This is a genomic window from Rhizobium sp. BT03, assembly GCF_030053155.1.
Lineage (GTDB): Bacteria > Pseudomonadota > Alphaproteobacteria > Rhizobiales > Rhizobiaceae > Rhizobium.
Genome location: NZ_CP125640.1, coordinates 321,737 through 335,576 on the forward strand (window position 1 = coordinate 321,737; position 13,840 = coordinate 335,576).

General features: G+C 62.8%; 16 protein-coding genes and 2 riboswitches. Of the genes, 9 read left to right on the forward strand and 7 right to left on the reverse strand.

Annotated features, from left to right (window positions below):
- Nucleotides 1–1,137 carry a glycine cleavage system aminomethyltransferase GcvT gene (gene gcvT, locus QMO80_RS01525; RefSeq protein WP_283198597.1) on the reverse strand — a complete coding sequence of 379 codons (1,137 nt, stop codon included), beginning with the start codon at nucleotides 1,135–1,137 and terminating at the stop codon, nucleotides 1–3.
- A 76-nt stretch (nucleotides 1,138–1,213) separates the two neighbouring features.
- Nucleotides 1,214–1,295, reverse strand: a riboswitch (glycine riboswitch).
- A 3-nt stretch (nucleotides 1,296–1,298) separates the two neighbouring features.
- A riboswitch (glycine riboswitch) is annotated at nucleotides 1,299–1,388 on the reverse strand.
- Nucleotides 1,389–1,546: 158 nt separating this feature from the next.
- Here gcvT and QMO80_RS01530 point away from each other — a divergent pair.
- Nucleotides 1,547–1,927, forward strand: a complete 381-nt coding sequence (locus QMO80_RS01530; protein WP_283198598.1) for a hypothetical protein — start codon at nucleotides 1,547–1,549, stop codon at nucleotides 1,925–1,927.
- A 72-nt stretch (nucleotides 1,928–1,999) separates the two neighbouring features.
- On the forward strand, nucleotides 2,000–3,001 hold the full coding sequence (locus tag QMO80_RS01535; RefSeq protein ID WP_283198599.1) for a copper chaperone PCu(A)C: 1,002 nt from the start codon (nucleotides 2,000–2,002) through the stop codon (nucleotides 2,999–3,001).
- A gap of 74 nt (nucleotides 3,002–3,075) precedes the next feature.
- On the opposite strand, the gene QMO80_RS01540 is transcribed toward QMO80_RS01535, so the two are convergent.
- Nucleotides 3,076–3,342: a hypothetical protein gene (locus tag QMO80_RS01540; RefSeq protein ID WP_283198600.1), complete on the reverse strand. Its 267-nt coding sequence runs from the start codon at nucleotides 3,340–3,342 to the stop codon at nucleotides 3,076–3,078.
- Between the two features lie 120 nt (nucleotides 3,343–3,462).
- Between QMO80_RS01540 and crcB the strand changes: the two genes are divergently transcribed.
- The 7 genes from crcB to QMO80_RS01575 all read left to right on the forward strand — a co-directional run bounded on the left by crcB (nucleotide 3,463) and on the right by QMO80_RS01575 (nucleotide 9,115).
- Entirely contained in the window at nucleotides 3,463–3,840 is a 378-nt protein-coding gene (gene crcB / locus QMO80_RS01545) for a fluoride efflux transporter CrcB (RefSeq protein WP_283198601.1), read from the forward strand.
- A 94-nt stretch (nucleotides 3,841–3,934) separates the two neighbouring features.
- Entirely contained in the window at nucleotides 3,935–4,924 is a 990-nt protein-coding gene (locus QMO80_RS01550; protein WP_283198602.1) for an RluA family pseudouridine synthase, read from the forward strand.
- Nucleotides 4,921–5,574, forward strand: coding sequence for an HAD-IA family hydrolase (locus tag QMO80_RS01555; protein WP_283198603.1), 654 nt, complete (start codon nucleotides 4,921–4,923; stop codon nucleotides 5,572–5,574). The genes QMO80_RS01550 and QMO80_RS01555 overlap by 4 nt, the downstream gene beginning before the upstream one ends.
- A 9-nt stretch (nucleotides 5,575–5,583) precedes the next feature.
- Nucleotides 5,584–6,369 carry an ATP12 family chaperone protein gene (locus QMO80_RS01560; RefSeq protein WP_283198604.1) on the forward strand — a complete coding sequence of 262 codons (786 nt, stop codon included), beginning with the start codon at nucleotides 5,584–5,586 and terminating at the stop codon, nucleotides 6,367–6,369.
- 67 nt (nucleotides 6,370–6,436) lie between these two features.
- Nucleotides 6,437–6,895 carry a hypothetical protein gene (locus tag QMO80_RS01565; RefSeq protein WP_283198605.1) on the forward strand — a complete coding sequence of 153 codons (459 nt, stop codon included), beginning with the start codon at nucleotides 6,437–6,439 and terminating at the stop codon, nucleotides 6,893–6,895.
- Between the two features lie 156 nt (nucleotides 6,896–7,051).
- A complete protein-coding gene (locus QMO80_RS01570) occupies nucleotides 7,052–8,584 on the forward strand; it encodes an acyl-CoA carboxylase subunit beta (protein WP_283198606.1) in 1,533 nt (510 codons plus the stop codon).
- Nucleotides 8,585–8,722: 138 nt separating this feature from the next.
- Nucleotides 8,723–9,115 carry a DoxX family protein gene (locus tag QMO80_RS01575; protein ID WP_283198607.1) on the forward strand — a complete coding sequence of 131 codons (393 nt, stop codon included), beginning with the start codon at nucleotides 8,723–8,725 and terminating at the stop codon, nucleotides 9,113–9,115.
- Between the two features lie 48 nt (nucleotides 9,116–9,163).
- On the opposite strand, the gene sugE is transcribed toward QMO80_RS01575, so the two are convergent.
- The 5 genes from sugE to QMO80_RS01600 form a co-directional block, all read right to left on the reverse strand.
- Nucleotides 9,164–9,478, reverse strand: coding sequence for a quaternary ammonium compound efflux SMR transporter SugE (gene sugE / locus QMO80_RS01580; protein ID WP_283198608.1), 315 nt, complete (start codon nucleotides 9,476–9,478; stop codon nucleotides 9,164–9,166).
- Nucleotides 9,479–9,642: 164 nt separating this feature from the next.
- Complete coding sequence (locus tag QMO80_RS01585) at nucleotides 9,643–10,110, reverse strand: YaiI/YqxD family protein (protein WP_283198609.1); 468 nt, start codon at nucleotides 10,108–10,110, stop codon at nucleotides 9,643–9,645.
- 10 nt (nucleotides 10,111–10,120) lie between these two features.
- The gene (locus tag QMO80_RS01590) at nucleotides 10,121–10,591 is read right to left on the reverse strand and encodes a GNAT family N-acetyltransferase (protein ID WP_283198610.1); all 471 of its coding nucleotides are present in this window, start codon (nucleotides 10,589–10,591) and stop codon (nucleotides 10,121–10,123) included.
- The gene (locus QMO80_RS01595; RefSeq protein WP_283198611.1) at nucleotides 10,591–11,718 is read right to left on the reverse strand and encodes an S-(hydroxymethyl)glutathione dehydrogenase/class III alcohol dehydrogenase; all 1,128 of its coding nucleotides are present in this window, start codon (nucleotides 11,716–11,718) and stop codon (nucleotides 10,591–10,593) included. Before QMO80_RS01595 ends, QMO80_RS01590 begins: the two co-directional genes overlap by 1 nt.
- A gap of 92 nt (nucleotides 11,719–11,810) precedes the next feature.
- Nucleotides 11,811–13,820: an acetyl/propionyl/methylcrotonyl-CoA carboxylase subunit alpha gene (locus QMO80_RS01600; protein ID WP_283198612.1), complete on the reverse strand. Its 2,010-nt coding sequence runs from the start codon at nucleotides 13,818–13,820 to the stop codon at nucleotides 11,811–11,813.
- Nucleotides 13,821–13,840 lie beyond the last annotated feature (20 nt).

Below are 13,840 nucleotides of genomic sequence, written 5' to 3' on the forward strand. Positions count from 1 at the left end.
TTAGCGTTTGTAAGTCGGTGTGACGAAGGGCAGGGCGCTGACGGTGATCGGCAGATATTTGCCGCGCACCTCGGCGTAGACGAGCGTGCCGGCCGCAGCATGGGAGACCGGTACGTAGCCCATGGCGACGGGGCCTTCGACGCTGGGGCCGAAGCCGCCGGAGGTGACTTCGCCGATTTCGACCTTGCCTTCGGCATCGGCATAGAGCTTGGCATGGCCGCGCACCGGCGCCTTTCCCTCAGGCTTCAGGCCGACGCGGCGGCGGGAGGCGCCGTTTTCGAGTTCGGAAAGGATGCGGCCGGAGCCCGGGAAGCCGCCGGCGCGCGCGCCGCCGGCGCGCCGCGCCTTTTGCATCGCCCATTCGAGCGCTGCCTCGACCGGCGAGGTGGTGGTGTCGATATCGTTGCCATAGAGGCAGAGGCCGGCTTCCAGGCGCAGCGAGTCGCGGGCGCCGAGGCCGATCGCCTGGACGTCGGGGTGCTCGAGCAGCCGCATGGTGACATCCACGGCCTTGTCTGCCGGAATCGAGATTTCGAAACCGTCCTCGCCGCTATAGCCGGAGCGCGAGACCAGACAGGAAACATCGTGCAGCCGGCAGTGGCGCACATCCATGAATTTCATCGCCGCGACATCGGCCCAGAGTTCGGCGAGAACCTCGACTGCGCGCGGTCCCTGCAGCGCGATCAGAGCGCGGTTCAGAAGGGTGATGTCGCACGTGTCGCCGATATGCGCCTGCAGATGGGCGAGGTCGGCCTCCTTGCAGGAAGCGTTGACGACGACAAAAAGATGGTCGTCGACATGGGTGATCATCAGATCGTCGAGAATGCAGCCGCTGTCGTCGGTGAAGAAGCCATAGCGCTGACGGCCTTCGGCAAGGCCCAGGATATCGACCGGCACCAGGCTTTCGAGCGCCAGCGCGGCATCCTCGTAGCTGCCGGATTTCGCCTTCACGATGACCTGGCCCATATGGGAGACATCGAAGATGCCGGCTTCGGTGCGGGTATGAAGGTGCTCCTTCATCACGCCCGCCGGATATTGCACCGGCATGTCGTAACCGGCGAACGGCACCATGCGGGCGCCGAGCTGGAGATGCAGGGCATGCAGCGGGGTTTTCTTCAGGGCAGCAATATCGTCCAAAAGACGCCTCCGGGGTTTGCGCCTTCTTGCAAAGGCGCGGGCTCAAATCTGAAGGCGCGGCTGCGCACTTCTCTCCTGAGCCCCCTCTGTCCTTGACGCCTGAGATTGTTATCCCTTCGGCGAGCGTTTCGAGAACGCTTCTCTCCAGAGTTCCGTCTGCCCCTTGCTGGTCCTTTGGCCTGAGAGTTTCCGGGGCGGTTGCTCCTTCGGCACCGGTGGCGACAAGCACCGGATTCTCCCAACAAGGTTGGCGCAATTATCCGGCGGCTGTGGCACTTGGCAAGCGGCAAATGTCGTTTGCGAGCAAATTTTTGTCGTCTTATTCCAATCAGGGCTTGAGCTGCGGCAAATCTGCTTTTGCATTCGGGGGCGAAACCGGCTATCGCGGCTTGCTGTTGAAGGGGATCTCATGCGGCCGACCGGACTGAAAGCGACGCTCTTCCTGCGCATGCTTTGCGCCTTGAGCCTGGCTTTGCTCGGCCTTGCCCATCAGGCGCCGCAGGCTGTCGCCTCCGAAGGTTACGATGCGAGCGCCTATGTGCTGCCTGACGGCACCTTCGCCTCGCTCTGCGTCACGGTGAAGGACGCCGACGGCAAGAGCGTCGTCTTCAAGCCGAATTGCGAAGCCTGCCGGCTGTCGGCCTCTATCATTCTGCCGACGCCCGATGCGGGCGCCTGGCTCCAAGGCAAGATCGCCTCGCTCGTCAATTCGCCGATCGAAACGTCGGCCGTTGCCGGCGCCTCTGCCGTCAGCCGGCCGAACTCCCGCGCGCCGCCCACCCTCGGCTGATCTGCCTTCGCACCTATGATGCAGCATGCCGGTCCGCCAGAGAGAAGTTTGCGGCCGGCGAGGAGATATCCGATGAAGATCAGCACGACATCCGGCAAGACATTCGCGCTTGCCGCCCTTTTTTCCGCCACCGCCACTGCTGGTGCCGAGGCGCATGTGACCTTCCTCAACAAGGAGGCGACCCAGGACAGCACCATTCTCGCCACGCTGCAGCTGCCACACGGCTGCGACGGCAAGGCGACCACTGAGGTGCGGGTCAAGCTGCCGGAAGGTTTCGTCTTCGCCAAGCCGCAGCCGAAGGCCGGCTGGGAGCTCGAGGTGATCAAGGGCGACTACCAGAAGACCTATGACAATCACGGCGACAAGGTGAAGACAGGCGCGGTCGAGATCCGCTGGAAGAACGGCAATCTCTCCGACGATTTTTATGACACCTTCGTCATCCAGGGTAAGGTATCGGGCGTCGAGGCCGGCACCTCGCTCGCCTTTCCGGTGACACAGCTGTGTGGCGACACGGTCGAGGCCTGGGATCAGGTGGCGAAGGAGGGCGGTGATGCGCATGGGATGAAAAGCCCGGCGCCGCTGTTGAAGGTCGTTGCCGGCGAAGACCATGGTCACGATCATGACGACATGGCCGGCATGGATATGACCGGTATGAGTGGTATGGGTGCCGCGGCGCCGGCCGGCGAAGCGGTCAAGGCCGGCGATCTCGAAGTCTCCGGCGGTTTCGCCAAGGCGATGCTGCCCGGCCAACCGGTCGGCGGCGGCTTCTTCACGGTGAAGAACAACGGCCAGACGGATGACCGCCTGGTGTCGGTGACATCGCCTGCAGCAGGCGAGGTTCAGATCCACGAGATGGTGACGAAGGACAATGTCATGCGGATGCGCCAGCTGAAGGACGGCATCGCCATTGCCGCCGGCGAGACGCTCAAGCTCGAGCCCGGCAATCTGCATCTGATGTTCCAGAAGGTGAAGACGCCGTTCAAGCAGGGCGATACGGTGCCGGTGACGCTGATTTTCGAAAAGGCCGGCAAAGTCGAGCTGGTGTTGCAGGTGCTGTCGGCGCAAGGCAAGTAAGCGCGATCCGATCGAAACAATAAAGCCCGCGGCTGTGATCGCAGCCGCAGGCTTTCATTTGGGAGGCGATTGCCTCAAACGTCTTCGTAGGATTGCAGTGCCTGCTTGAGGCCGGCCTGCGGCTGGCGATTGCCTTTGGCCATCAGGTCGAGCGCCACTTCTGTCGACTGGATGATGCTGGAGGGCTCCTCGGCCTGATCGGGGCTGTCGGCTTTCAATTGCCGGTCGGCAATGCGGCGCGCATCGCGGGCGGCGGTGCTGGTGGCGACACGCTGCGGAATCCGCAGCGATTCGAAGGCAATGGCAGCGGTGTTGGCCGATATGGACAGGAGCTGGGTCATAGTGTCACGGTATCGGCATGACCTTGGCGCCATCATAAGAAAATCATTGGCATTTTACCGGATGGTAAGATTCGTTCCGAGATGATTGGAATCTCCGCGCAGTTGCGATAAATCCGGCTGATGATCCAGGCTCTTCTCGTCGCCGTCGGCGGCGCCATCGGTTCCCTTCTCAGATATTATGTCGGCCAGTGGTCGTTGCGGCTCATGGGCCCGGCCTTTCCCTGGGGCACGCTTGCCGTCAACGTCATCGGCTGTTTCGTCATCGGCGTCTTCGCCGAGCTGATCGCGCGCCGGTTCAACGCCTCGGTGGAATTGCGCCTGTTGCTGATCACCGGCTTTCTCGGCGGCTTCACTACCTTCTCGGCCTTCTCGCTGGATGCGATCTCGCTGTTCGAGCGTGGGGAGGCGATTGCCGGCGGCGTCTATATCGTTGCCAGCGTCGGGCTTTCGATGGCGGCGGTCATGGCGGGCCTTGCCGTCATGCGCGCTTGGGCGTGATTTCTTTTCCGGTTTCCGTTTTGTGTGAAAATGCTCTAAAGGCTGCGGCAAGAACGCCGGCTTGGCCCGTGCTGCAATTTCCGAAAGATTTTTTATGGCTGGCATAGAACATATCAAGGTTGAAGCCGACGAAGCGGGCATGCGGCTCGATCGCTGGTTCAAAGTACATTTTCCCGGGCTCGGCTTCGGCCCGCTGCAGAAGCTCCTGCGCTCCGGCCAGGTGCGCGTCGATGGCGGCCGGGTCAAATCGGATGCGCGCGTGCAGCCCGGCCAGACGGTGCGGGTGCCGCCGCTGGATGTCGATGCAAAGAAGTCCGGACCGATCGCCGGCAAGGATCTCAAGCATTCCAGCGATTTCGAGCTGCTGTCGCGCATGGTGCTGCATGAGGACGACAAGGTGATCGTGCTCAACAAGCCGCCCGGCATTGCGGTGCAGGGCGGCTCCGGTGTGGCCCGGCATATCGACCAGATGCTCGAAGCCTGGACCAGCCCGAAGGGCGAAAAGCCGCGGCTCGTTCACCGCCTCGATCGCGACACATCAGGTGTTCTCGTCATCGCCCGCACCCGCGGCGCCGCACAGAAGCTGACCGCCGCCTTCCGCGAGCGCGACACCAAGAAGACCTATTGGGCGCTGGTCAAGGGCGTGCCGCGCAAGCACGAGGACAAGATCTCGACCTGGCTCGTCAAGGAAGCGACCGCCGATGGCGACCGCATGCGCATCGCCAAACACGGCGAGGACGGCGCCGATCATGCGATTTCCTTCTACCGCGTGGTGGAGACGGCGGCGCAGAACCTCGCCTGGCTGGAGATGGAGCCTTATACCGGCCGGACCCACCAGCTGCGTGTCCATGCTCTGCATATCGGTCACCCGATCATCGGCGATCCGAAATATTTCGACGACGATCCGAATTGGGATTTTCCGGGCGGCATCCAGAAGAAGCTGCATCTGCACGCGCGCCACATCGACATCCCGCACCCATCCGGCGGCCGCCTGCGCGTCAGCGCGCCGCTGCCGCCGCATATGGTGCAGACCTGGAACCTGCTTGGTCTCGACCTTGCCGGCGCCGAAAGGGACAGCGAATGAAACTCGCGCTTTTCGATTGCGACGGCACGCTGGTCGACAGCGCCGGGCTGATCCACGAAACCATGCGCCGCACCTTCGAAAAATTCGGCAAGCCGGAACCGCGATTTGAGGACACCAAGGCGATTATCGGCCTGTCGCTCGATATCGCCATCGCCCGCATGCAGGGCAAGCCGCATGTCGAGCCGGAAGACATCGAGATGACGGCGCATTACAAATCGCTGTTTTCGGTCGTGCGCCAGGATCTCGACTACCGGGAACCGCTGTTTCCCGGCATTCGCGAGATGATCGACGCGATTAGCGGGCGCGAGGATCTGCTGATCGGTGCCGTAACCGGCAAATCCAGGCGGGGGCTGAACCTGGTGATGGAAACGCACGGCTTCGACCGCTATTTCACCGTGGCGCGCACCGCCGACGATTGCCCTTCCAAGCCGCATCCGGCCATGGTGACGGAATGCTGCGACGAAACCGGCATGAATGCCGCGGATGCCGTTGTCATCGGCGATGCGATTTACGATATGCAGATGGCAAAGGCTGCCGGCGCCAAGGCGATCGGCGTTGCCTGGGGCTATGCCAGCGTGGATGAGCTGATCGCCAACGGCGCCGATGCGATCGCCTATCATCCAAACGAGATATTGCGCCATTTTTCCTGAGGTGAGCCCATGCGCGATCTGCTGAACGACCTTTCCGAGGGCCTGAGCCATCCCGACCCGATCCGCCGGGCGCAGATCCAGATGAAGAAGCCGCTGCCGAAGCGTTTCTACACCGATGTCGCCGTTGCCGAGCATGAGGGCGGTTTTGCCATCACGCTCGACGGCAAGATGGTGCGCACGCCGGCGCGCCAGGTGCTCGCGCTTCCCACAGAGGCGCTGGCGCGGCTTGTCGCCGCCGAATGGCAGGCGCAGGGTGAAGAGATCGATCCGGTGACGATGCCGGTGACGCGGCTCGTCAACACCGCGCTCGACGGCATTACCGGCAACACTCAGGCTATCCTTGAAGATATCCTGCGCTTTTCCTCAAGCGACCTCATCTGCTACCGCGCCGATGGGCCGGAACTGCTGGTCGAGCGTCAGGCCGAGCGCTGGGACCCGGTCATCGACTGGGCGGCGTACGATCTCGGCGCCCGCTTCATCCTCGTCGAAGGCGTGATGCCGCGTGACCAGCCGCGCGAGGCGACTGCCGCCTTCGCTGTCACGCTCGCCAGATACGACAGCCCGATGGCGCTCGCCGCCCTCCACACGATCACGACTCTGACCGGTTCGGCGATCCTGGCGCTCGCCTTCGCCTGCGGCCGGTTGACGGTTGAGGAAGCCTGGTCGCTTGCGCATCTCGACGAGGACTGGACGATCGAACATTGGGGCAGCGACGAGGAAGCCGAGGAGCGGCGGGCCAAGCGCTTTGCCGAGTTCAAGGCGGCGACGGACGTTTTTTTCGCCCTAAGCGCCTGAAACATATTGCCTTCCCCGCCATTATGACGAAATCTGCGACTCCAACGGGGTCGTGCGGGATTTTGCAATGAATTGGCTGAGGTCGTGTTTTTGCCGGGCCGCACTCGTCTGTGTCGCGCTGACGGCCTGCGTCAGCCTCTCGGGCACGAAGCCGGCGGCGCCGGTCTATGACGTGCGCAGCGCCGTTGTCGTCTCCGGCCCGAACATGCCGGCCGAGCTGCTTTCCGGCATCAACGACCGCGTCAACGCCGCCATCAACGCCACGGTGCGCGATACCGTGCTGCCGCGGGTGGTGCTGACGATCCGCGTCGTCGCCATCGAGAAGGGGCTCGGCTTCCAGAAGGACCGCAACATCGCCAAGGTGAGTATCGACGCGGCCTCCGTCGAGGATGGCTCGGTCATCGCCGTCAGTGCCTTCGACGTGACCAGCATCGCCGCCGATCCCAAGCTTGCCGACGAGATCCTGGCCGAGGACGTCGCGGCAAGGATACGCTCGGTTTTCTCGCTCAGCGGGCGTGGGCTCTAAAGCATGATGCCGAAAAGTGTCAGCGGTTTTCGGGTGACATCATGCTCTAACTAATTAATTTAGAACAGGATTTAAGCCGAATGGCTTGAAATCATCCTGTTCTAAAGCATGTCGCGGCGATAACGACATGCAAAAAATATAGGCGAGGGAGATCGCATGAAGGAAATTCTCGAAGAACTGGAACGGCGCCGCGGCGTCGCACGCCTCGGCGGCGGCAAGGCGCGCATCGACGCCCAGCACAAGCGCGGCAAGCTGACGGCGCGCGAGCGCATCGACCTCTTCCTCGACGAAGGCTCCTTCGAGGAGTTCGATATGTTCGTCGAACATCGCTCCACCGATTTCGGCATGGACAAGAGCCGTGTTGCCGGCGACGGCGTCGTCACCGGCTGGGGTACGGTCAACGGCCGCACGGTGTTCGTCTTCGCCAAGGATTTCACCGTCTTCGGCGGCTCGCTTTCGGAAGCGCATGCCGAGAAGATCATGAAGGTGCAGGACATGGCGCTGAAGAACCGCGCGCCGATCGTCGGCATCTACGATGCCGGCGGCGCCCGCATCCAGGAGGGCGTGGCGGCCCTTGGCGGTTACGCCGAAGTGTTCCAGCGCAATGTGCTCGCCTCCGGCGTCATCCCGCAGATTTCGGTGATCATGGGTCCCTGCGCCGGCGGCGATGTCTATTCACCTGCCATGACCGATTTCATCTTCATGGTGCGCGATACCTCCTACATGTTCGTCACCGGGCCGGATGTGGTGAAAACCGTCACCAACGAGACGGTGACGGCGGAAGAACTCGGCGGTGCCGTGGTCCACACGACGCGCTCTTCGATTGCCGACGGCGCCTATGAGAATGATGTGGAAACGCTGCTGCAGGTGCGCCGGCTGATCGATTTCCTGCCGCTTTCGAACACCGCGCCGCTGCCCGAGATCGAATGTTACCAGTCGGTGACAGAGGTCGACATGTCGCTCGATACGCTGGTGCCGGCCAGCGCCAACAAGCCATACGATATCAAGGAGTTGATCCGGAAGGTGGCGGACGAGGGGGATTTCTTCGAGATCCAGGCAAGCTTTGCCGGCAATATCGTCTGCGGCTTCGGCCGCGTCGAAGGCTCCACCGTCGGTTTCGTCGCCAACCAGCCGATGGTGCTGGCCGGCGTGCTCGACAGCGATGCCTCGCGCAAGGCTGCCCGCTTCGTGCGCTTCTGCGACTGCTTCAGCATTCCGATCGTCACCTTCGTCGACGTACCGGGCTTCCTGCCGGGCACGGCGCAGGAATATGGCGGGCTGATCAAGCATGGCGCCAAGCTGCTCTTTGCCTATGCCGAAGCGACGGTGCCGAAGCTCACCGTCATTACCCGCAAGGCCTTCGGCGGCGCCTATGACGTGATGGCGTCGAAACACCTGCGGGGAGATCTCAACTATGCCTGGCCGACGGCGCAGATCGCGGTGATGGGGGCCAAGGGCGCGGTCGAGATCATCTTTCGCAAGGATATCGCCGATCCGGAAAAGATCGCTGCCCATACGAAAATGTACGAGGACCGTTTCCTCTCGCCCTTCGTCGCCGCCGAGCGCGGTTATGTCGATGAAGTGATCATGCCGCATTCGACCCGCCGGCGGCTGGCGCGGGGGCTGAAGATGCTGCGCAACAAGGACCTCACCAATCCGTGGAAGAAGCACGACAACATTCCGCTTTGACATTCGAAAATGAATAAAGCTGCCGGCTCGGCTGTTTGCCTGCTGTCGAAAAAGTGAACGGCCGTCAGTGATCCGTGTGTTCAATCCCTGTCGGTGACGAGCTAACGCTCGCCAGTATTCTTTTAATGGAGAGGTTTTATGTCAAGTTTCGAGCGTCTTTCTGCCTACCGCCCCTATGGGCTGGCCGCTCTCAGGATCATCACCGCGCTGCTGTTCATCGAACACGGCACGATGAAGCTTTTCGGCTTCCCGGCGTCGCAGATGTCCGGCTCGCTGCCGCCGCTGATGCTTTTCGCCGCTCTTCTCGAGCTTGTCGGCGGCATCCTCATTCTCATCGGCCTGCTGACGCGCCCCGTCGCCTTCCTGCTCGCCGGCGAAATGGCGGTTGCCTATTTCATGGCGCACGCTCCGAGCAGCTTCTTCCCGGCCGTCAACCAGGGCGATGCCGCGATCCTGTTCTGCTTCGTCTTCCTCTACCTGTTCTTCTCCGGTCCCGGCGCGTTTGCCGTCGACAACCGCAAGGCAGCCTGAGCCGATATAGACTGCGGGGCGTTGCGATGCCCCGCAGCATTTCCTTCGTCAGGCAGTGAGCTTGAGACCGGCGATGCCGCCGACGATCAGCATGATGCAGGCAAGACGGGAGACACTTGCCTCATCGCCAAGCAGCCAGACGCCGAGGAGCACGGTGCCGACCGTGCCGATGCCGGTCCAGACCGCATAGGCGGTGCCGATCGGCAGGTGCTTCACCGCCAGGCCGAGCAGCACGATGCTGACCACCATGGATATGACGGTCAGCGCCGTCGGCAGCGGCCGTGTGAAGCCATCGGTGTATTTAAGGCCGATCGCCCAGCCGCATTCGAAAAGACCGGCGAGAAAAAGCAGAAACCAAGCCATACGACTCTCCTTGTTCAAGAGCGAGGCCGTCCCCGCGACGTTGCATCCTCAGGATGCCGCAGTCGTCTGCGATGACGCCTATATGCGAGAGGAGACGGGCGACTTCAAGGTAGGAATCGACACGGCTGCCATGCCACCCGTTTCTTGCCGGCTTGGAAGCAGGATCAGGATCGCTCGCCAGCCTCGGCGGAAAGGCTCTTGGCGCGGCGGCAGAGGCGGTCGAAGGTTTCCAGGAAACGTGAGCGGTCTTTCGGGCTGAAGGCGGCGTTGTAGCCCTTGCTCTCGCCGGTTTCGCGCAAATGCGCGCCGAGATCGCGCATGGCGCTCGCCATGCCGATATTGGTCTCGTCGAAGACGCGCCCTGTCGGGCCGCTAACGAAGGCGCCGGTGGCGACGCAGCGCACCGCGAGCGGCACGTCGGCGGTGACGACGACATCGCCCGGACCGGCGTGCTCGGCGATCCAATTGTCGGCGGCGTCGAAGGCGTTGGAGACGATGACGTTGTGGATCATCGGATCGCGCGAAGGGCGCAGGCCGGAATTGGCGACGAAGGTGACTTCGAGGCCGAGGCGTTCGGCGACCTTCAGGACTTCCGGCTTCACCGGGCAGGCATCGGCATCGACGTAGATCATGGCGATATCCTCATGCCGGCCGCGCCGACTGTCTGACCATATCGATATGGGGAATGCCGTCTTCCAGATATTCCTCCGATGCCACGGCGAAACCGAAGGCTTCGTAGAATCGGCGCAGATGGGCCTGCGCCGACAAGGCGATGGGGTTTGCCGGATAAAGCCGTTCGCAAGCCGTGATCGCTTCGCTCATCAATGTATCACCCAGGCGCTTGCCGCGATGGGCAGGTGAGACGACGACGCGGCCGATCTTTGACGGCTCCTGCGGTTCGTGCGGCTTCAGGATCCGCGCTGAAGCCAGGAGTTCGCCGCTCTCCATCAGTCGCAGATGCAGGGCATCGATATCCTTGCCGTCGAGTTCCGGATAGGCACAGTTCTGCTCGACGACGAAGACATCGACACGCATTTTCAAGAGGTCGTAGAGCTCGCGCGCGAGGAGCTCGTCGATGCTCTTGAGATCGGCCGTGTAGGTCGTCGAAGCCATCAGTAGACCACCACGCCGCGGATGCTTTCGCCCTTGTGCATCATGTCGAAGCCCTTGTTGATGTCTTCGAGCGGCATCGTGTGGGTGATCATCGGATCGATCTGGATCTTGCCCTGCATGTACCAGTCGACGATCTTCGGCACGTCGGTACGGCCGCGCGCGCCGCCGAAGGCGGTGCCCATCCAGTTGCGGCCGGTGACCAGCTGGAACGGCCGGGTGGAGATCTCCTGGCCGGCGCCGGCCACGCCGATGATGATCGATTTGCCCCAGCCGCGGTGGGAGGCTTCCAGCGCCTGGCGCATGACCTTGGTGTTGCCGGTGCAGTCGAAGGTGTAGTCGGCCCCGCCGATCAGGTCGCCGTTGCGCTTGGTCATATTGACGAGATAGGGCACGATGTCGTCGCCGACCTCCTTCGGATTGACGAAATGCGTCATGCCGAACTTCTCGCCCCATTCCTTGCGGTCATTGTTGATGTCGACGCCGATGATCATGTCGGCGCCGGCAAGGCGCAGCCCCTGCAGCACGTTGAGGCCGATGCCGCCGAGACCGAAGACGATGGCGGTGGCGCCGATCTCGACCTTGGCGGTGTTGATCACCGCACCGATGCCGGTGGTGACGCCGCAGCCGATATAGCAGATCTTGTCGAAGGGAGCATCCGGATTGACCTTGGCAAGGGCGATCTCCGGCAGCACGGTGTAATTGGCGAAGGTCGAGCAGCCCATATAGTGGTGGATCTTGTCCTTGCCGATCGAGAAGCGCGAGGTGCCGTCCGGCATCACGCCCTGGCCCTGGGTCGAGCGGATGGCGGTGCAGAGATTGGTCTTGCGCGACAGGCAGGAATAACATTCCCGGCATTCCGGCGTGTAGAGCGGGATGACGTGGTCGCCCTTCTTGACCGAGGTGACGCCGGGGCCGACATCGACGACGATGCCGGCACCCTCATGGCCGAGGATCGCCGGGAACAGGCCTTCCGGATCGGCGCCCGAGAGCGTGAAGTCGTCGGTGTGGCAGATGCCGGTCGCCTTGACCTCGACCAGCACTTCGCCGGCCCGCGGGCCCTCCAGATGCACGGTCATCACTTCGAGCGGTTTTCCGGCCTGAACGGCTACGGCGGCGCGAACGTCCATCTTCACAATCTCCCTGACAATTTTATTGGGGCTGACCTTGGCATGGTCGGTAAGCAGCGCTCAAGCGAAAACGGCCCGGCGGCCTTTTCCTCTCAGGCGAATTCCATGATCACGGCATCGACGGCCAGGCTTTCGCCGGCCGCGGCATTGATCTTCGAGACGATGAGATCGCGCTCGGCGCGCAGCACGTTTTCCATCTTCATCGCCTCGACGATCGCAAGCGTCTCACCCGCCTTGACTTCCTGGCCCTCGGCGACCGCGATGGACACGACGAGGCCGGGCATCGGGCAGAGCAGCAGCTTGGAGGTATCGGGCGGCAGCTTCACCGGCATCAGCCTGTCGAGTTCGGCATGACGCGGCGAAAAGACCTTGGCCGTCACCGAAAGCCCCTGCCAGTCGATCCGCAGCCCGTTGAGCACGGGGCGGATCTGTGCGGTGATATCCCGGCCGCCGACCTTGCCGTTCCAGACGGGATCGCCGGGTCTCCAATCGGTGACAATGCTACGGTTTTCGCCCTCTATGGCCATCTCCATATCGAAGGGGATGGTGACGAGACCGTCGAGCAATCGGACGTCGACATGGCTGTCGCCTGTTTTCACCACCCAATGCTCGCGTTGCGCGCCCGAGGCGGCGCGCAGGCGATCGGCGAAACGCTCGCGCCGGTTCGTCTCGATCAGGCAGGCGGACAGCGCAATGGCGGCCAGTACAGCCTCTTCCGTCCTGTCCGGTTTCATCGGCGCGAAGCCGTCGGGATATTCCTCTGAAATGAAGCCTGTGGAAAGCCGGCCCTCGCGCCAGCGTGGATGTTTCATCAGCGCCGACAGGAAAGGGACATTGTGCTCGATGCCGTCGACGACGAAGCCGTCGAGCGCCCGGCCCATGGCCTCGATCGCCTCCAGCCGCGTCGGCGCCCAGGTGCAGAGCTTGGCGATCATCGGATCGTAATACATCGAGATCTCGGCGCCTTCGAAAACCCCGGTATCGTTGCGGATGACGACATTGCCGGTCCGGCCTTCGGCCGGCGGGCGATAGCGCGTCAGGCGGCCGATCGAGGGCAGGAAGGTGCGGTAGGGGTCTTCGGCATAGAGCCGGCTTTCGATCGCCCAGCCATCGAGCCTGATATCGTCCTGGGCGAGGGCAAGCGGCTCGCCCGCGGCGACACGGATCATCTGTTCGACGAGATCGATGCCGGTGACCAGTTCGGTGACGGGATGTTCGACCTGCAGGCGGGTGTTCATTTCGAGGAAATAGAAGTTGCGGTCGCGGTCGACGATGAATTCGACGGTGCCGGCGCTCTGGTAATCCACGGCTCTGGCCAGCGCCACCGATTGTTCGCCCATCGCCTTGCGGGTTTTTTCGTCGAGGAAGGGCGAGGGCGCCTCTTCCGCCACCTTCTGGTTCCGCCGCTGGATCGAGCATTCGCGCTCGCCGAGATAGACGACGTTGCCATGCGCATCGGCCAGCACCTGGATCTCGATGTGGCGCGGCTCGACGATGAACTTCTCGATGAAGACGCGGTCGTCGCCGAAGGAGCTCTTGGCCTCCGAGCGGGCGCGCTCGAAACCGTCGCGCACCTCGGCCTCATTCCAGGCGATGCGCATGCCCTTGCCGCCGCCGCCGGCCGATGCCTTGATCATGACGGGATAACCGATCCCACCCGCGATCACTTCCGCATGGGCGGCATCCTCGATGACGCCGAGATGGCCGGGGACTGTCGATACGCCGGCGGCATTGGCGAATTTCTTCGATTCGATCTTGTCGCCCATCGCCATGATGGCTTTCGGCTTAGGGCCGATGAAGACGATGCCCTGCTTTTCCAGCTCAGCGCAGAAGGAGGCGCGCTCCGACAGGAAGCCGTAGCCCGGATGCACCGCCTCGGCGCCGGTCGCCTTGCAGGCGGCGATGATCTTTTCGGCGACTAGGTAACTCTCGGAGGCCGCGGCCGGGCCGATATGCACGGCCTCATCGGCCATCTCGACATGCAGCGCGTCCCGATCCGCATCCGAATAGACGGCGACGGTCGAAATGCCCATGCGGCGCGCAGTCTTAATCACGCGGCAGGCGATTTCGCCGCGATTCGCGATCAGGATTTTCTTGAACATCGAGACTCCACCCAGAAATG